Source organism: Micromonospora sp. IBSANI012, assembly GCF_052814045.1.
In genome coordinates, this window is record NZ_CP199933.1 from 2,625,590 (window position 1) to 2,643,140 (window position 17,551).

The window sequence follows — 17,551 nt, forward strand, 5'->3', positions numbered from 1 at the left end:
GGGAATCATGACGATCCGCGACCGGCTCAAGGGCGTGGTGCCGCACCAGGTCACCCACCAGGTGCGCAGCTCACTCGTTCGTTACGGCGAGCGCACCGCCGACCGGCGGCCGCTGCCGGATTTCCTGATCGCCGGCACGAAGCGCGGCGGCACCACCTCGCTCTGGCGCTACCTGCTGGAACACCCCCTGGTGCCCCGGCTCTTTCCCGCCTGGAACACCAAGACTTCGCACTACTTCGAGGAGAACTGGGGGCACGGCGAGGCGTGGTACCGCTCGCACTTCCCCACGGAGCGTCAGCGCCGGGCGCTGGAACGGCGGCACGGTGGACCCGTCCGGGTCGGCGAGGCGGCGCCGCTGTACATGTTCCACCCGCTCGTTGCGCAGCGGGTGGCCGACTTGCTGCCAGACGTCCGGCTGATCTTCCTGCTGCGTGACCCGGTGGAGCGCGCGTACTCCCATTGGAAGGAGCGGCGCACCGAGGGTAAGGAACCGCTGGACTTCGCTGAGGCGTTGGCGCGGGAGGAGGAGCGGACGGCGGGGGAGCGGGAGAGGCTGATCGCCGACCCGACCTATTTCAGCGAGGCGTACGACTGGTACACGTACCGAGCGCGGGGCCGCTACCTGGAGCACCTGGAGTCGTGGCTGGCCCGCTTCGATCCCGCGCAGATGCTCATCCTGCCCAGCGAGAAGCTGTACGCCGAGCCGGCGGCCAGTTACGCCCAGGTGCTCGCTTTTCTGGGGCTTCCGCCGCACCAACTGAACGCGTACGAGGCCCACAACCATCGGCGCAGCGGGGCTATGGACCCCGACGTTCGAGCAGATCTGAGTGCCTACTTCGCACCGCACAACGCGGCCCTGTCGGAGCGCCTACGGATGCGCTTCGACTGGTCCTGACGGACCGACGGATCGATGCAGCCCGGATGGCACGTCGTCTGTCGGGAGCAGCGGGACGCAGTGGCCGCGCTGCATTTCCCTCCCGCCTCCCTCACGGACGGGGGACCAGCCGAACCCGTTCTGGTCCGGCCCTGGCGGTCATCGCTGTTCCGACGGTCCGGAACGGTGACGCTTCCCTTCGACCCGCAGGGAGCCGGGCAGATGAGGAAGGCCTTGACCGTGCAGCGGCTCGAAGTAGTGCTCCAGCAGCGTGTCCGGCGCGCGGAGGTGATCAAGGGTTTCGGTCAACCGGCCGCGTCCGCAGGACGGGACGCGGCGGGCGCAGCGCGGGACCGACCACCGGGCGTGACAGACTGAGCGCTGTGTTGCGCTGGCTGACTGCAGGTGAATCCCACGGACCCGCCCTCGTCGCGATGCTCGAGGGGGTGCCCGCCGGGATCGAGGTGACCACCCGGGAGATCTCCGACGAGCTGGCCCGGCGCCGGCTCGGCTACGGCCGGGGCGCCCGGATGTCGTTCGAGCGGGACGAGGTCGAGGTCATCGGCGGCCTGCGGCACGGCGTCACCCTGGGCAGCCCGGTCGCCATCCGGGTCGGCAACTCCGAGTGGCCGAAGTGGCAGACCGTGATGGCCGCCGACCCGGTGGACCCCGACGAGCTGGCCCGGCAGGCCCGCAACGCCCCGCTGACCCGCCCCCGACCCGGCCACGCCGACCTGGCCGGCATGCAGAAGTACGGCCACACCGACGCCCGGCCGATCCTGGAGCGGGCCAGCGCGCGGGAGACCGCCGCCCGGGTGGCCGTCGGCACGGTGGCGAAGGCACTGGTGAAGCAGGCCCTCGGCATCGAGATCGTCTCGCACGTGGTGGAGCTCGGCCCGGTCACCGCCAAGCCGGGCCTGCGGCCCCGGCCGGAGGACGCCGAGCGGATCGACGCCGACCCGCTGCGCTGCCTGGACCCGGAGGCGAGCGCCCGGATGGTCGCCGAGGTCGACGCCGCGAAGAAGGCCGCCGACACCCTCGGCGGCGTGGTCGAGGTGCTGGCGTACGGGGTACCGCCGGGCCTGGGCAGCCACGTGCAGTGGGACCGCAAGCTCGACGCCCGGCTGGCCACCGCGCTGATGTCCATCCAGGCCATCAAGGGCGTGGAGATCGGCGACGGCTGGCAGCAGGCCCGCTCCCGCGGCTCCGAGGCGCACGACGAGATCATGCCCACCGCCACCGGCGTCCGCCGGGTCACCGACCGGGCCGGCGGCCTGGAGGGCGGCATCACCACCGGTGAGCCGCTGCGGGTCAAGGCCGCGATGAAGCCGATCTCCTCGCTGAACCGGGCCCTCGCCACGGTCGACGTGACCACCGGCGAGCCGGCCACCGCCATCAACCAGCGCTCCGACGTCTGCGCCGTGCCGGCCGCCGCCGTGGTCGCCGAGGCGATGGTGGCGCTGGTGCTGGCCGAGGCGGCCACCGAGAAGTTCGGCGGCGACTCGGTGGCGGAGATCCGCCGCAACCTCGCCGGCTACCTCGACGCGCTGGTGATCCGGTGACGAAGCCGATCTGCGTGCTGGTCGGGGCGCCCGGCTCCGGCAAGACCACCGTCGGCGAGGAGTTGGCGGCGCTGCTCGGGGTCGACTTCCGGGACACCGACGCCGACATCGAGCGGCTGGCCGGCAAGCCGATCCCGGAGATCTTCATCGACGAGGGGGAGGCGCACTTCCGTACCCTCGAACGGGCGGCGGTGGCGGCGGCGCTGGCCTCGCACGGCGGGGTGCTCGCCCTCGGCGGCGGCGCGGTCCTCGCCGAGGAGAACCGCGCCGCGCTGATCGGGCACACCGTGGTGCACCTGTCGGTGGAGCTGCCCGACGCGGTGAAGCGGGTCGGGCTCGGCGCCGGCCGGCCGCTGCTCGCGATCAACCCGCGGGCCACCCTCAAGCACCTGATGGACCAGCGCCGCCCGCTCTACGCCGAGGTGGCGACCGCGACCGTGGTCACCGACGGGCGTACCCCGCCGGAGCTGGCCGCCGAGATCGTCGCCCTGCTCAAGCCCTGACCCGGCCGGCGGTCAGCCCCGGGCGATGGTGTCGAGCAGGTCGGCGAGGGCCTTCGGCTCGCTCAGCATCGGCCAGTGGCCGGTCGGCAGCCCGTGCAGCTCGGCGCCGGTGAGACCGGCGAAGAACGGGTGGCCCTCGGCGATCATCGCGGCGGCCACCTCCACCGGGAAGGTGCACGCCACCAGCGTGGTCGGCACGGGCCGCCCCCCGGTACGCCGCACCGGATCGGTCGCCGCGCCCAGCGGGTGCCCGGTGGACCGGCGCCGCAGCAGCGTCAGCGCGGCGTCGTCCAGACCGGCCAGGTTCTGTGGGTCCTCGGCCGGCTCCCAGGCCGGCGGCGGCAGCAGGTGCCCGTCGCCGATCCGCGCCCGTAGCCGCTCCTGCTCCTCCGGCGGGTTGGTGTCGAACTGGGACACGCCGTCGGGCAGCGGCCCGCTCTCCACGTGGACCACCCGGGCGATCCGGTCCGGCATCCGGTCGGCCGCCTGGGTCACCGGCATCCCGCCGCCGGAGTGCCCGACCAGCACCACGTCGCGCAGTTCCTCCGCCTCGATGAGCGCGGTGAGGTCGGTGGTGTGCGTCTCCAGGCCCACCTCCGGGGCGGCGAGGTGGGCCCGGTCGGCCACCCCGGTCAGCGTCACCGCGTACACGTCGTGGCCGCGTCCGCGCAGGTCGGCGGTCACCTCCCGCCACGCCCAGCCGCCCAACCAGAACCCCGGCACCAGCACGAACGTCGCCATCTCAGATCTCCCTCGTCTCGATGTCCACGCACACCGTAGGCTGGAATCCGGACAGTTCCCGCCCGGTATTGCGAGGTGGCCCGTGTCACATCCGGCCGGTCGGGTGCTCGCGATGCTCGAACTGCTCCAGAGCCAACATCGGCTCACCGGCGTCGAGCTGGCCGACCGGCTGCGCGTCGACGAGCGCACCGTGCGCCGGTACGCCGCCACCCTGGTCGACCTCGGCATCCCGGTCACCGCCGAGCGGGGCCGGTACGGCGGCTACCGGCTGCGCCCCGGCTACAAGCTGCCGCCGCTGATGCTCACCGACGACGAGGCGGTGGCGGTGCTGCTCGGCCTGGTCGCGGCGGAACGGCTGGGGCTGGGCACCGAGGAGCCGGCCACCGCCACCGCCCTGGCCAAGATCCGGCGGGTGCTGCCGGCTCCCCTCGCGGAGCGGCTCGCCGCCGTCCAGGACCACCTCGGCTTCACGCTGCGCCGCGCCGACCCGGCGCTGCGCCCGGCCACCGGCACGCTGCTCACCCTCGGCGCGGCGGCCCGGCAACGGCGCCGGGTGACGTTGGACTACCGCTCCTGGCGGGGCGACCCGTCGCGGCGGCAGCTCGACCCGTACGGGCTGGTCGTCCACGCCGGCCGCTGGTACGTCACCGGTTACGACCACCTCCGGGACGAGGTGCGCACCTTCCGGCTGGACCGGATCGGCGCGGTCAGCACCGGCCCGGAGACCTTCGCCGTGCCGGACGACTTCGACCCGGTGGCCCAGGTGACCCGCTCCTTGGCCGGCGTGCCGTACGCGCACTCCGTCGAGGTGCTGCTGGAGACCGATCTGGTCACCGCCCGACGCCGCGTCCCGCCCAGCGTCGGCGACCTCACCGAGGTCGCCGACGGGGTGCTGCTCCGGACCCGCGCCGAGCACCTCAACGGGATGGCGCAGCTGCTCGCCGGGCTCGGCTGGCCGTTCACCGTGCTCCGCCCGGACGCGCTGCGCGACGCCGTCCGCGCCCACGCGACCCGGCTGGCCGCCTGGGCCGACCGGCCCGGCCCCGCCCCACCGTCCGACTGACGGACCAGGACGCGGCGAAGCCCGCGCTGGCCGGGACCGGTGGCGCCGGCAGGACCGGCGCGGCGGCCGGGACCGGTGGACGGGGTCCCGGTTCAGGCGGGCGACGGCGCGGGCTCGGACCGGGCGCGCCGGGCCGCCGGCCGCCAGGTGACCAGCAGGGCGAGGGCGAGCAGGATCTCGGCCAGGTCGCCGCCGTAGTACATCAGCGTCGCCGCCGCCCGTAGCTGCGCCACCGGCGCGGCGGTGTCGACCAGGCCGGCGTACATGAGCTGGGCGAGGGTGGCGTGCGCGGCGACCGACAGCCCCAGCACGACCAGCCGCAGCGGCACGCCGGGGCGGTGCGGCCCCGGGTCGGGGCCGGCGATCGCCCAGGTGAAGAGGTACCCGCTGACCAGGAAGTGCAGCAGCACCAGGCCGTGCAGCCCCGGGTCGGCCAGGGTGGCCCGGTACAGCGGGGTCAGGTGCAGGAGGTAGAGCCCGCCGGCGGTGAGCAGCAGGCCGGTGACCGGGTGGGCGGCCACCCGCGGGACCGGGTGGCGCAGCACCCGCAGCGCCGCCCGCCCGACGTCGCGGCGCACCGTGCGCAGCGCGAGGGTGCCGGGCGCGCCGAGCATCAGCCCGAGCGGCGCCAGCATCCCGACCAGCAGGTGTCGCCACATGTGCCCGACCAGGTCGTGGCCGGGCAGTACCGCGGCCACCGCGAGCAGCGCGGCGCCCACACCGAAGCTCGCGGTACGCCAGTGGCTCCAGCCGCCGCGCCCCGGGTCGCGCTGACGCAGCGCCGCGGCCAGGTAGACCCAGAAGAGCAGCAGCGGTACGAGCAGCAGGGGGCCGACTCCGTCGCCGTGCTGCCCGATCATCGCCGGTCGGCGCAGGTGTCCACCGTGTCGGCACGGCGCTGCACCGCCCAGCCGACGGCGACCAGCGCCGCGCCGAACAGCAGGAAGCCGATGTCCCAGGCCGTTTGGTGGGGGCCGCCGTGCACGTGGTGGATGCCCAGGAGTTGGTGGTCGATGACCCCCTCGACCAGGTTGAACAGGCCCCAGCCCACCAGCGCCCAGCCCCACAGCGCCGGGGAGCGCCAGAGCCGGCCGCGGGACCGGGTCACCCGGGCGTAGAGCAGGGCCAGCCCGGTGAGCACCGCCACCCAGGTGACCACGTGGAAGATGCCGTCCCAGAGGGTGTTCATCTCAAGGCCGGGGACGGTGTCCACCGGGTACGCCCGGATCCCGACGTTGTCGGTGTCGGTGCTGCTGAGCAGATGGTGCCACTGGAGCACCTGGTGCAGGACGATGCCGTCGGCGAAGCCGCCGAGCCCGACGCCGAGGATGGTGGCGGGCAGCCGGATGTCGGCGCCGTCGATGGTCGTGGTGGCCATGGGGAACCTCCGCCGTCGTGGGCCGGGTCCGCTTCGCCCTATGTCCGGCCCTTACGAGCCGAACGTACCCGCTCGCCGGCAATGTCGCTTGCCACCAGGTGGACGAGCGCCGTCGCGGCGGTGCCGGCTGCACTAGGCTCCCCTGCGATGGACGAGGTGACCCGGATTCCGGTCGGCGGCGAGCGGCCGTACGACGTGCTCGTGGGACGAGACCTGCTCGATCCGCCGCCGCGGCTGCTGCCCGGCGCCGAGCGGGTCGCATTGCTGTTCGCGCCGCCGCTCAAGGACCTGGCCGACACGCTGGCCGAACGGCTCCGCGCGGTCGGCGTGACCCCGCTGCCGATCGAGGTGCCCGACGCCGAGGCGGGCAAGCGGATCGAGGTGGCCGCCGACTGCTGGGAGCGGCTCGGCGCGGCCGGGTTCACCCGTACCGACGCGGTGGTCGGGGTGGGCGGCGGCGCGGTGACCGACCTGGCCGGCTTCGTCGCCGCCTGCTGGCTGCGCGGAGTGCGCTGGGTGCCGGTGGCGACCTCCCTGCTCGGCATGGTCGACGCGGCGGTCGGTGGCAAGACCGGCGTGAACACCGCCGCCGGCAAGAACCTGGTCGGCGCGTTCCACCCGCCGGCCGGCGTGCTCTGCGACCTGGCGACGCTGGACAGCCTGCCCCCGGCCGACCTGTCCGCCGGGATGGCCGAGGTGGTCAAGTGCGGCTTCATCGCCGACCCGGTGATCCTCGACCTGGTCGAGCGGGACCCGGCCGCCGCCGTCGACCCGACCGGCCCGGTGGCCCGCGAGCTGATCGAGCGGGCGATCCGGGTGAAGGCCGACGTGGTCTCCGGCGACCTGCGCGAGTCCGGTGTGCGCGAGGTGCTCAACTACGGCCACACCCTGGCGCACGCGATCGAGAAGGTGGAGGGCTACCGCTGGCGGCACGGGCACGCCGTCGCGGTGGGCACGATCTTCGCCGGCGCCCTGGCCCGGCTGGCCGGCCGGCTCGACGCCGCCACCGCCGACCGGCACCGCACGGTGATGGCCGCGCTCGGCCTGCCCACCAGCTACCCGGCCGACGCCTGGCCCGACCTGCTGGCCGCGATGCGGGTGGACAAGAAGGCGCGGGGCAGCACCCTGCGCTTCGTGGTGCTCGACGGCCTGGCCCGGCCGGCGATCCTGGAGGGGCCGGACGACGAACTGCTGCACGCCGCCTACCGGGAGATCAGCGGGTGAGCGTGCGACGTGACCGGGGTCCGCGAGCCCGGCAACCGCGAACGAGGGTGGCACCGTGAGGGTGTACGTGCTGAACGGGCCGAACCTGGGCCGGCTCGGCACCCGGCAGGTCGACGTGTACGGCGTGACCAGCTACGCCGACCTGGTGACGCTCTGTGTCGACACCGGCCGCGAGTTGGGGCTGGACGTGGTCGTCCGGCAGACCGACGCCGAGCACGAGCTGCTGGGCTGGCTGCACGAGGCGGCCGACGAGCAGGCGGCGGTGGTGCTCAACCCGGCCGCCTGGTCGCACTACTCGATCGCGGTCCGGGACGCCTGCGCGATGCTGCGCGGGCCGCTGGTGGAGGTGCACATCTCCAACATCCACGCCCGGGAGGAGTTCCGGCACCACTCCGTGGTCTCCGCTGTGGCGACCGGGGTGATCTGCGGCCTGGGCGTCGACGGCTACCGCCTCGCCCTGCGCCACCTGGCCACCCTCCTCGGCGCGACCGGCTGAGCGGTCGCCGCCGCAGGGCCGCCCGCCCGGCCGGCCGTCCCCTGCAACCGGCGCCGCACGCCACCGTTGCGGTGCCGGGTCACCGCGTGACCGGCGGCACGATCGCCGCCCACGGCCGGGCACGCCACGTGCAGCGTGCCGCCGTCGATGATCACCGTGAGTGACCAGCCAGTAATTTCACGCTCGGTGATGTGTGGCTCCCTGCGGCCGACCTCTCCTGACGCCTTTGCTCTGCTGCCTTCCCGGCAACACCGGGCGTGAGCTGCTCTGATGGATCGTCGCGCGATCGACCCTGCCTTCGGGCGCGGACACGTTCGGTGACTGTTGCGTCCGGGGCAGCAGAGCAAAGGAGGGAGTGGGGGTGCCCGGGGGTGGCCCTGGCGGTAACGCACGGTGACCGGGAGGGCGGCGTCGGTCGGGCCGGGAGGGGGCCGACCGGAGGCGGAGTCGCCGGTTGGACACAACTAGTAGACTTGCCAGGTCTGTCCGCCAATTGATGATCAAGGCAGGAAATGGCATCCACCAACGACCTCAAGAACGGCCTGGTACTCAACCTCGACGGGGAGCTCTGGGCCGTCGTCGAGTTCCAGCACGTCAAGCCCGGTAAGGGTGGGGCGTTCGTCCGCACGACGCTGAAGAACGTGCTGTCCGGCAAGGTCGTCGACAAGACCTTCAACGCGGGCACCAAGGTCGAGACCGCGACCGTCGACAAGCGCACCATGCAGTATCTGTACGCCGACGGCGAGGACTACGTCTTCATGGATCTGGAGACGTTCGACCAGATCACCGTCCCCGGCGGCACCGTCGGCGAGGCGGCCAACTACCTCCTCCCCGAGGCCGAGGCGACCGTCGCCACCCACGAGGGTGTCCCGCTCTACATCGAGCTGCCGACCTCGGTCGTGCTCGAGGTCACCTACACCGAGCCGGGCCTGCAGGGCGACCGGTCGACCGGCGGCAACAAGCCGGCCACCGTCGAGACCGGCGCGACCGTGCCGGTGCCGCTCTTCATCACCACCGGCGAGAAGATCAAGGTCGACACCCGCGACGGCCGTTACCTCGGCCGAGCCTGATGGCTGAGGGCCCCAAGCAGCAGATGCCGTCGCGCCGCAAGGCGCGCAAGCGGGCGCTGGACGTGCTCTACGAGGCCGATCTGCGCGACCGGCCCCCGGTCGAGGTGCTCGCCGGCTACGTCGAGCGGATCGAGAAGCCCCGGCCGGAGCACCTGGGTTACGCGGTCGGCCTGGTCGAGGGGGTCGCCGCCCACCTCGACCGGATCGACGAGGTGATCGCCAGCTACGCCGAGGGGTGGACGCTGGACCGGATGCCGGTGGTCGACCGCAACCTCGCCCGCATCGCGGTCTACGAGCTGCTCTACGTCGACGAGATCGACGACGCGGTGGCGATCAGCGAGGCGGTGGAGCTGGCCCGGCAGATGTCGACCGACGACTCGCCGCGCTTCCTCAACGGCATCCTCGGCCGGATCGCCGAGTACGCCACCCGCTGATCCGGGTCGCCGGCGCTCCGCCGCCGGCCCCACCCGATCACCCGATGACGCAGAAAGGGCCCGTGCCGGACGGCACGGGCCCTTTCTGCGAACAGTGGATCAGGACGCGAAGAACGCCCGCGGGTCGGCGACCAGCACACCGTGCTCGGTGAGCCGCTCGATCAGGCCCGACGGCGAGGCGTCGTACACGATGGCGAGGGCGCGCAGGTCGTCGGCGCGGATGGAGAGCACCCGGCCGTTGTAGTCGCCCCGCTGCTGCTGGATGGCGCGGGCGTACCGGGCGACGTAGGCGAGGTCCTCGGAGGCCTCGTCGTAGAGCCGCTCCAGGTCCAGGACGATCTTGCTGGTGGGCTCGTGCCGCACCCCGCTGCCGTCGGGGAGCAGCTCCGAGACGGGAACGCGGTAGAAGTCGGCCAGCTCCGCCAGGCGGGACACGGTGACGGCCCGGTCGCCGCGCTCGTACGAGCCGACCACCACGGCCTTCCACCGCCCGTTCGACTTCTCCTCCACACCCTGCAGGGACAGGCCCTGCTGCTGGCGGATGGAGCGCAGGCGGGCGCCCAGCGACTTGGCGTATTCAGAGGGCATTCGGACACTCCCAGTGCTGCTTTGGGGTTCTCCCAGCGATCGCTACGGAGCGTGACGGTACGGGGATTGCGACACGCGGTCAAGTGGTCGTGTCCTTACAGTTGGGGAGCGCGGGGGGACTTATCCCCATTTCACCGCCCTGATCCGGGGATCAGTGGGTGGCGGGGGCTGCGCCGGTGACCGCTGGTAACGTGGCACGAAGCCCCGGTCCGGGCCGTTCGCGATCCGACCGGAGTCCCCAGACGTCCTTTAACGACCCGTCCCGTGAGGCGGGGAAGGAGGTCCGCCGTGGCCTGCCCACCGGCTGCCCAGTCGTCGCCGCCGCGACAACCCTCGGTGAAGGTGATCCTCGCCAGTGCCGACGTCCAGCGCGTCGTCGACCGGATCGCCCACCAGATCCTGGAGAAGACCCAGGGCGCCGCCGACACCGTCCTGCTCGGCATACCCACTCGGGGAGCTCCACTCGCTAGGCGCCTCGCCGCCCGGATCAGCACCTTCGAGGACGTCGACGTCCCGGTCGGGGTGCTCGACATCACTCTCTACCGCGACGACCTGCGCCGGCACGCCACCCGCGCGGTCGGCCCGACCCAGCTCCCGCCGGGCGGCATCGACGGCAAGCGGGTCATCCTCGTCGACGACGTGCTCTTCTCCGGCCGCACCGTCCGGGCCGCGCTCGACGCGCTCAACGACGTCGGCCGCCCGGCCAGCGTGCAGCTCGCCGTCCTGGTCGACCGCGGCCACCGCGAGCTGCCGATCCGCGCCGACTACGTCGGCAAGAACATCCCGACCGCGCTCACCGAGAGCGTCAAGGTCACCCTCGCCGAGACCGACGGTGCCGACGAGGTCAAGCTCTTCGGGGGTACCACCTCATGATCCGGCACCTGCTCTCCGGGGCCGACCTGGACGCGGCCACCGCCACCCAGATCCTCGACACCGCCGCCGAGATGGCCACCGTCGCCGGCCGGGAGGTCAAGAAGCTCCCCGCACTGCGCGGCCGGACCGTGGTGAACCTCTTCTACGAGGACTCCACCCGGACCCGGATCTCCTTCGAGGCGGCCGCCAAGCGGCTCAGCGCCGACGTGATCAACTTCTCGGCCAAGGGCTCCAGCGTCGCCAAGGGCGAGAGCCTGAAGGACACCGCGCTCACCCTCCAGGCGATGGGGGCCGACGCGGTGGTCGTCCGGCACCCCGCCTCGGGCGCGCCGCACCGGCTGGCCAACTGGGTGGACGGGTCGGTGGTCAACGCCGGCGACGGCACCCACGAGCACCCCACCCAGGCGCTGCTCGACGCGTACACGATGCGTTCCCGGCTGGGCCGGCTCGCCGGCCTGCACGTCGCGGTGGTCGGGGACGTGCTGCACTCCCGGGTGGCCCGCTCCAACGTGCTGCTGCTCTCCACCCTCGGCGCCAAGGTCACCCTGGTCGGCCCGCCGACGCTGATCCCGGTGCACATCGGCCAGGCGCTCGCGCCCGGCACCGACGTCTCCTACGACCTGGACGCGGTGCTGCCGCAGTCGGACGTGGTGATGATGCTGCGGGTGCAGCGGGAGCGGATGAACGACTCCTACTTCCCCTCCGCCCGCGAGTACGCCCGCCGCTACGGCCTGGACGGCCCGCGGATGCGCCGGCTGCCCGAGCACGCGATCGTCATGCACCCGGGCCCGATGAACCGGGGCATGGAGATCACGCCCGAGGTCGCCGACTCGCCCCGCTCCACCATCGTCGAACAGGTCGCCAACGGGGTCTCCGTGCGGATGGCCGTCCTCTACCTGCTGCTCGGAGGGAACAACCTGTGACCTCGTACCTGATCCGCAACGTGAGCGTCGTCGGCGCCGCGCCGACCGACCTGCTGATCCGCGACGGCGTCGTCGCCGAGACCGGCGCCGGGCTGACCGCGCCGGAGGCCACCGTCGTCGACGGCACCGGGCTGGTCGCCCTGCCCGGCCTGGTCGACCTGCACACCCACCTGCGCGAGCCGGGCCGGGAGGACGCCGAGACGGTCGAGTCCGGTTCCCGCGCGGCCGCGCTCGGCGGCTACACCGCCGTCTGCGCGATGGCCAACACCTCCCCGGTCGCCGACACCGCCGGTGTGGTCGAGCAGGTCTGGCGGCTGGGCCGCGAGGCGGGGCTGGTCGACGTGCAGCCGATCGGCGCGGTCACCGTCGGGCTGGCCGGCGAGCGGCTGGCCGAGCTGGGCGCGATGGCCGACTCCGCCGCCCGGGTCCGGATCTTCTCCGACGACGGGTTCTGTGTCGCCGACCCCAAGCTGATGCGCCGGGCCCTGGAGTACGTCAAGGCGTTCGACGGGGTCGTCGCCCAGCACGCCGAGGAGCCCCGGCTCACCGAGGGCGCGCAGATGCACGAGGGTGAGGTCTCCACCCGGCTCGGGCTCACCGGCTGGCCGGCGGTCGCCGAGGAGGCGATCATCGCCCGGGACGTGCTGCTGGCCGAGCACGTCGGCAGCCGGCTGCACGTCTGCCACGTCTCCACCGCCGGCAGCGTCGAGGTGCTGCGCCAGGCCAAGGCGCGCGGGGTGCGGGTCACCGCCGAGGTCACCCCGCACCACCTGCTGCTCACCGACGCGCACGCCGAGACGTACGACCCGGTCTACAAGGTCAACCCGCCGCTGCGCACGGCCACCGACATCGCCGCGCTGCGAGCCGCGCTGGCCGAGGGCGTCATCGACGTCGTCGCCACCGACCACGCCCCGCACGCGGTGGAGGACAAGGAGTGCGAGTGGGCGTACGCCCGGCCGGGGATGCTCGGCCTGGAGACGGCCCTCTCGATCGCGCTGGAGGTGTTCGGGCCGCAGTGGGACCTGATCGCCGAGCGGATGTCGCGCACCCCGGCACGGATCGCCGGGCTCGACGGGCACGGCCTCGACCCGGCGCCCGGCGTGCCGGCCAACCTCACCCTGGTCGACCCGGCCGCCCGTCGGGTGATCGAGCCCGCGGAGTTGGCCAGCCGCAGTCGTAACACCCCGTACGCCCGCATGACGCTGCCGGGTCGCATCGTGGCGACCTTCCTGCGCGGCGAGCCGACGGTCCTGGACGGAAAGGCTGTCAGGTGAGCGCGAGGAATGCAGCGCAGCGGAGTCCCGCAGTCGCGAACGAAAGGCCGGCACGATAATGGCTAAGCGCAGGCCCGCGATCCTCGTACTCGAGGACGGGCGCACGTTCCACGGCGAGGCGTACGGCAGCGTCGGGGAGACCTTCGGCGAGGCGGTCTTCAACACCGGCATGACCGGCTACCAGGAGACCCTCACCGACCCCTCGTACCACCGGCAGGTGGTGGTGCAGACCGCGCCGCACATCGGCAACACCGGCGTCAACGCCGAGGACGACGAGTCCGGCCGGATCTGGGTCGCCGGGTACGTGGTGCGCGACCCGGCCCGGATCGGCTCCAACTGGCGCGCCACCGGCGGGCTGGAGGACCGGCTCGCCGCCGAGGGTGTGGTCGGCATCGCCGGCGTGGACACCCGGGCGCTGACCCGGCACCTGCGCGAGCGCGGCGCGATGCGGGTCGGCATCTCCAGCGTCGACGACGACCCGCGGGCCCTGCTGGCCCGGGTCCGCCAGTCGCCGCAGATGGTCGGCGCGGACCTCTCCGCCGAGGTGACCACCGCCGAGCCGTACGTCGTCGAGGCGGTCGGCCCGCACCGGTTCACCGTGGCCGCGCTCGACCTGGGCATCAAGCGCAACGTGCCGCGGCGGCTCGCCGCGCGCGGCGTCACCACCCACGTGCTGCCGGCCGGCTCCACCATCGACGACCTGCTGGCCACCGGCGCGGACGCGGTCTTCCTCTCGCCCGGACCGGGCGACCCGGCCACCGCCGAGGGACCGGTCGCGCTGGCCCGCGAGGTGCTGCGCCGCGAGGTGCCGCTGTTCGGCATCTGCTTCGGCAGCCAGATCCTCGGCCGGGCGCTGGGCTTCGGCACCTACAAGCTCGGCTACGGCCACCGCGGGATCAACCAGCCGGTGCTCGACCGGGCCACCGGCAAGGTCGAGGTGACCAGCCACAACCACGGCTTCGCCGTGCAGGTGCCGGGCGCCGGGCAGGGCGCGGTCGTCCCCGACCAGGTGATCGAGACCGAGTTCGGGGGCGTCCAGGTGTCGCACGTCTGCCTCAATGACAACGTGGTCGAGGGGCTGCGGGCCAAGGACGTGCCCGCCTTCACCGTCCAGTACCACCCGGAGGCGGCGGCCGGCCCGCACGACGCGGACTACCTGTTCGACCGCTTCGCCGAGCTCATCGAAGGCGGGAAGAATGCCTAAGCGCTCCGACCTCAAGCACATCCTGGTGATCGGCTCCGGGCCGATCGTCATCGGGCAGGCCTGCGAGTTCGACTACTCCGGCACCCAGGCGTGCCGGGTGCTGCGCAGCGAGGGCATCCGGGTCAGCCTGGTCAACTCCAACCCGGCGACGATCATGACGGACCCCGAGTTCGCCGACGCCACGTACGTCGAGCCGATCACCCCGGAGTTCGTCGAGCTGGTCATCGCCAAGGAACGCCCGGACGCCCTGCTGCCCACCCTCGGCGGGCAGACCGCGCTGAACACCGCGGTCGCCCTGCACGAGGCCGGCGTGCTGGACAAGTACGGCGTGGAGCTGATCGGCGCCAACATCGACGCGATCAACCGCGGCGAGGACCGGCAGCTGTTCAAGGACATCGTCGCCAAGGCCGGCGCCCGGATCGGCGTCGAGGACCCGACCGGCCTGGTGCCGCGCTCCGGGGTCTGCCACTCGATGGCCGAGGTCGAGGCCACCGTCGCCGAGCTGGGCCTGCCGGTGGTGATCCGGCCGTCGTTCACCATGGGCGGCCTGGGCTCCGGCATGGCGCACAGCGACGAGGACCTGCACCGCATCGCCGGGGCCGGCCTGGCCGCCAGCCCGGTGCACGAGGTGCTCATCGAGGAGAGCGTGCTCGGCTGGAAGGAGTACGAGCTCGAGTTGATGCGCGACCGCCACGACAACGTGGTGGTGGTCTGCTCGATCGAGAACGTCGACCCGATGGGCGTGCACACCGGCGACAGCGTCACCGTCGCCCCGGCCATGACGCTCACCGACCGGGAGTACCAGCGCCTGCGCGACCTGGGCATCGCGGTGCTGCGCGAGGTCGGGGTGGACACCGGCGGCTGCAACATCCAGTTCGCGGTCAACCCGGCCGACGGCCGGATCGTCGTGATCGAGATGAACCCCCGGGTGTCCCGATCCTCGGCGCTGGCCTCCAAGGCCACCGGCTTCCCGATCGCCAAGATCGCCGCAAAGCTGGCCATCGGCTACACCCTGGACGAGATCCCCAACGACATCACCCTGAAGACCCCGGCGGCGTTCGAGCCGACGCTGGACTACGTGGTGGTGAAGATCCCCCGGTTCGCGTTCGAGAAGTTCCCCGGCGCCGACCCGGAGTTGACCACCACCATGAAGTCGGTCGGCGAGGCGATGAGCCTCGGCCGGAACTTCACCGAGGCGCTCAACAAGGCGATGCGCTCGATGGAAACTGCATCAGCCGGTTTCTGGAGTGTGCCGGATCCGCGGGGAGCGACGAGGGAGAACACCCTCGCCGCGCTGCGGATGCCGCACGACGGCCGGCTCTACACGGTGGAGCGGGCGCTGCGACTGGGCGCCAGCGTCGCGGAGGTCGCTGCGGCGTCCGGCGGGATGGACCCCTGGTTCCTGGACCAGATCGCCGGCCTGGTCGAGCTGCGCGCGGAGATCGTGGACGCCCCGGTGCTCGACGCCGAGCTGCTGCGCCGGGCCAAGCGGGCCGGCCTGTCCGACCGGCAGCTGGCCGCGCTGCGCCCGGAACTGGCCGCCGAGGACGGCGTCCGCACCCTGCGGCACCGGCTCGACGTGCGGCCGGTCTACAAGACGGTGGACACCTGCGCGGCCGAGTTCGAGGCGACCACGCCGTACCACTACTCGACCTACGACCAGGAGACCGAGGTCGCGCCCTCGGACCGGCCCAAGGTGCTCATCCTGGGCTCCGGGCCGAACCGGATCGGCCAGGGCATCGAGTTCGACTACTCCTGCGTGCACGCGGTCATGGCCCTGCGCGAGGTCGGCTACGAGACCGTCATGGTCAACTGCAACCCGGAGACGGTCTCCACCGACTACGACACCGCCGACCGGCTCTACTTCGAGCCGCTGACCTTCGAGGACGTGCTGGAGGTCTGGCACGCGGAGGACTCCTCCGGCCGGGCGGCCGGCGGCCCCGGCGTGGTCGGCGTGATCGTGCAGCTCGGCGGGCAGACCCCGCTGGGGCTGGCGCAGCGGCTCAAGAACGCCGGCGTGCCGGTCGTCGGCACCTCCCCGGAGTCGATCCACCTCGCCGAGGAGCGCGGCGCGTTCGGCGCGGTGCTGGCCCGGGCCGGGCTGCGCGCCCCGGCGCACGGCATGGCGACCTCGTACGACGAGGCGAAGGCGATCGCCGACGAGATCGGCTACCCGGTGCTGGTCCGGCCGTCGTACGTGCTGGGCGGGCGGGGCATGGAGATCGTCTATGACGACGCCACGCTGCGCGACTACATCGGCCGGGCCACCGACATCTCCCCGGACCACCCGGTGCTGGTGGACCGCTTCCTCGACGACGCCATCGAGATCGACGTGGACGCGCTCTGCGACGCCGACGGCGAGGTCTACCTCGGCGGCGTGATGGAGCACATTGAGGAGGCCGGCATCCACTCCGGCGACTCGTCCTGCGCGCTGCCGCCGATCACCCTCGCGGGCTCGCACCTGACCCAGGTGCGCCGCTACACCGAGGCGATCGCCCGGGGGGTGGGCGTCAAGGGCCTGCTCAACGTCCAGTACGCCCTCAAGGACGACATGCTCTACGTGCTGGAGGCCAACCCGCGGGCGTCCCGGACGGTCCCGTTCGTCTCCAAGGCCACGGCGGTGCCGCTGGCCAAGGCGGCGGCCCGGATCGCGCTCGGCGCCACCATCGCCGAGCTGCGCGCCGAGGGGCTGCTGCCGCCGACCGGGGACGGCGGCGTGATGCCGGCGGACGCCCCGATCGCGGTCAAGGAGGCGGTGCTGCCGTTCAAGCGGTTCCGCACCCCGTCCGGCAAGGGCATCGACTCCCTGCTCGGCCCCGAGATGAAGTCCACCGGCGAGGTGATGGGCATCGACACCAACTTCGGGCACGCCTTCGCCAAGAGCCAGTCGGCCGCGTACGGGTCGCTGCCCACCGGCGGCCGGATCTTCGTCTCGGTCGCCAACCGCGACAAGCGCGGCATGATCTTCCCGATCAAGCGGCTGGCGGACCTGGGCTTCGAGATCGTCGCCACCACCGGCACCGCCGAGGTGCTGCGCCGGCACGGCATCGCCTGCGAGCAGATCCGCAAGCACTACGAGTCCGGCGAGGGCGAGGACGCGGTGTCGATGATCCTCGGCGGCGACGTGGCACTGGTGGTCAACACGCCGCAGGGCTCCGGCGCGAGCGCCCGCTCGGACGGCTACGAGATCCGCAGCGCCGCCGTCACCGCCGACATCCCCTGCATCACCACCGTCCCCGGCGCCGCCGCGGCCGTCATGGGCATCGAGGCCCGCATCCGCGGCGACATGCAGGTCCGCCCCCTCCAGGAACTCCACGCCGCCCTGCGAGCCGGCGAGTGACCCG

General features: G+C 72.9%; 17 protein-coding genes. 13 read left to right on the forward strand and 4 right to left on the reverse strand.

Annotated features, from left to right (window positions below; all coding sequences use genetic code 11):
- The first annotated feature begins 4 nt into the window (after window positions 1-4).
- The 3 genes from ACTWM8_RS12030 (at window position 5) to ACTWM8_RS12040 (ending at window position 2,939) form a co-directional block, all read left to right on the forward strand.
- Window positions 5-895, forward strand: a complete 891-nt coding sequence (locus ACTWM8_RS12030; RefSeq protein ID WP_446214533.1) for a sulfotransferase domain-containing protein — start codon at window positions 5-7, stop codon at window positions 893-895.
- 362 nt (window positions 896-1,257) lie between these two features.
- Window positions 1,258-2,436: a chorismate synthase gene (gene aroC / locus ACTWM8_RS12035; protein WP_446213886.1), complete on the forward strand. Its 1,179-nt coding sequence runs from the start codon at window positions 1,258-1,260 to the stop codon at window positions 2,434-2,436.
- The gene (locus tag ACTWM8_RS12040; protein ID WP_446213887.1) at window positions 2,433-2,939 is read left to right on the forward strand and encodes a shikimate kinase; all 507 of its coding nucleotides are present in this window, start codon (window positions 2,433-2,435) and stop codon (window positions 2,937-2,939) included. Before aroC ends, ACTWM8_RS12040 begins: the two co-directional genes overlap by 4 nt.
- Before the next feature lie 12 nt (window positions 2,940-2,951).
- On the opposite strand, the gene ACTWM8_RS12045 is transcribed toward ACTWM8_RS12040, so the two are convergent.
- The gene (locus tag ACTWM8_RS12045) at window positions 2,952-3,680 is read right to left on the reverse strand and encodes an alpha/beta fold hydrolase (protein ID WP_446213888.1); all 729 of its coding nucleotides are present in this window, start codon (window positions 3,678-3,680) and stop codon (window positions 2,952-2,954) included.
- Window positions 3,681-3,762: 82 nt separating this feature from the next.
- On the opposite strand from ACTWM8_RS12045, the gene ACTWM8_RS12050 reads away from it, so the two are divergent.
- On the forward strand, window positions 3,763-4,743 hold the full coding sequence (locus ACTWM8_RS12050) for a helix-turn-helix transcriptional regulator (protein ID WP_446213889.1): 981 nt from the start codon (window positions 3,763-3,765) through the stop codon (window positions 4,741-4,743).
- Between the two features lie 92 nt (window positions 4,744-4,835).
- On the opposite strand, the gene ACTWM8_RS12055 is transcribed toward ACTWM8_RS12050, so the two are convergent.
- Together ACTWM8_RS12055 and ACTWM8_RS12060 are read right to left on the reverse strand one after the other, a co-directional pair.
- Window positions 4,836-5,603, reverse strand: a complete 768-nt coding sequence (locus tag ACTWM8_RS12055; protein WP_446213890.1) for a cytochrome c oxidase assembly protein — start codon at window positions 5,601-5,603, stop codon at window positions 4,836-4,838.
- Complete coding sequence (locus tag ACTWM8_RS12060) at window positions 5,600-6,121, reverse strand: DUF2243 domain-containing protein (protein WP_446213891.1); 522 nt, start codon at window positions 6,119-6,121, stop codon at window positions 5,600-5,602. The genes ACTWM8_RS12055 and ACTWM8_RS12060 overlap by 4 nt, the downstream gene beginning before the upstream one ends.
- Window positions 6,122-6,268: 147 nt before the next feature.
- On the opposite strand from ACTWM8_RS12060, the gene aroB reads away from it, so the two are divergent.
- The 4 genes from aroB (at window position 6,269) to nusB (ending at window position 9,345) form a co-directional block, all read left to right on the forward strand.
- Entirely contained in the window at window positions 6,269-7,345 is a 1,077-nt protein-coding gene (gene aroB, locus ACTWM8_RS12065; protein WP_446213892.1) for a 3-dehydroquinate synthase, read from the forward strand.
- A gap of 55 nt (window positions 7,346-7,400) precedes the next feature.
- Window positions 7,401-7,841, forward strand: a complete 441-nt coding sequence (aroQ, locus tag ACTWM8_RS12070) for a type II 3-dehydroquinate dehydratase (RefSeq protein WP_446213893.1) — start codon at window positions 7,401-7,403, stop codon at window positions 7,839-7,841.
- A 512-nt stretch (window positions 7,842-8,353) separates the two neighbouring features.
- Complete coding sequence (gene efp / locus ACTWM8_RS12075) at window positions 8,354-8,911, forward strand: elongation factor P (RefSeq protein WP_088962732.1); 558 nt, start codon at window positions 8,354-8,356, stop codon at window positions 8,909-8,911.
- A 23-nt stretch (window positions 8,912-8,934) separates the two neighbouring features.
- Window positions 8,935-9,345: a transcription antitermination factor NusB gene (nusB, locus tag ACTWM8_RS12080; RefSeq protein ID WP_280837246.1), complete on the forward strand. Its 411-nt coding sequence runs from the start codon at window positions 8,935-8,937 to the stop codon at window positions 9,343-9,345.
- Window positions 9,346-9,444: 99 nt separating this feature from the next.
- Here nusB and bldD read toward each other — a convergent pair whose 3' ends face one another.
- Window positions 9,445-9,933, reverse strand: a complete 489-nt coding sequence (bldD, locus tag ACTWM8_RS12085; protein ID WP_013285505.1) for a transcriptional regulator BldD — start codon at window positions 9,931-9,933, stop codon at window positions 9,445-9,447.
- A 288-nt stretch (window positions 9,934-10,221) separates the two neighbouring features.
- Between bldD and pyrR the strand changes: the two genes are divergently transcribed.
- Genes pyrR through carB form a run of 5 tightly spaced genes read left to right on the forward strand, consistent with a single transcriptional unit; the run spans window position 10,222 to window position 17,547 of the window.
- Window positions 10,222-10,806: a bifunctional pyr operon transcriptional regulator/uracil phosphoribosyltransferase PyrR gene (gene pyrR, locus ACTWM8_RS12090; protein WP_280837108.1), complete on the forward strand. Its 585-nt coding sequence runs from the start codon at window positions 10,222-10,224 to the stop codon at window positions 10,804-10,806.
- Entirely contained in the window at window positions 10,803-11,729 is a 927-nt protein-coding gene (locus ACTWM8_RS12095) for an aspartate carbamoyltransferase catalytic subunit (RefSeq protein WP_154938070.1), read from the forward strand. Before pyrR ends, ACTWM8_RS12095 begins: the two co-directional genes overlap by 4 nt.
- Window positions 11,726-13,003 carry a dihydroorotase gene (locus tag ACTWM8_RS12100; RefSeq protein ID WP_446213894.1) on the forward strand — a complete coding sequence of 426 codons (1,278 nt, stop codon included), beginning with the start codon at window positions 11,726-11,728 and terminating at the stop codon, window positions 13,001-13,003. The genes ACTWM8_RS12095 and ACTWM8_RS12100 overlap by 4 nt, the downstream gene beginning before the upstream one ends.
- A gap of 58 nt (window positions 13,004-13,061) precedes the next feature.
- The gene (carA, locus tag ACTWM8_RS12105) at window positions 13,062-14,207 is read left to right on the forward strand and encodes a glutamine-hydrolyzing carbamoyl-phosphate synthase small subunit (RefSeq protein ID WP_446213895.1); all 1,146 of its coding nucleotides are present in this window, start codon (window positions 13,062-13,064) and stop codon (window positions 14,205-14,207) included.
- Window positions 14,200-17,547: a carbamoyl-phosphate synthase large subunit gene (carB, locus tag ACTWM8_RS12110; RefSeq protein WP_446213896.1), complete on the forward strand. Its 3,348-nt coding sequence runs from the start codon at window positions 14,200-14,202 to the stop codon at window positions 17,545-17,547. Before carA ends, carB begins: the two co-directional genes overlap by 8 nt.
- The last annotated feature ends 4 nt before the right edge of the window (window positions 17,548-17,551 follow it).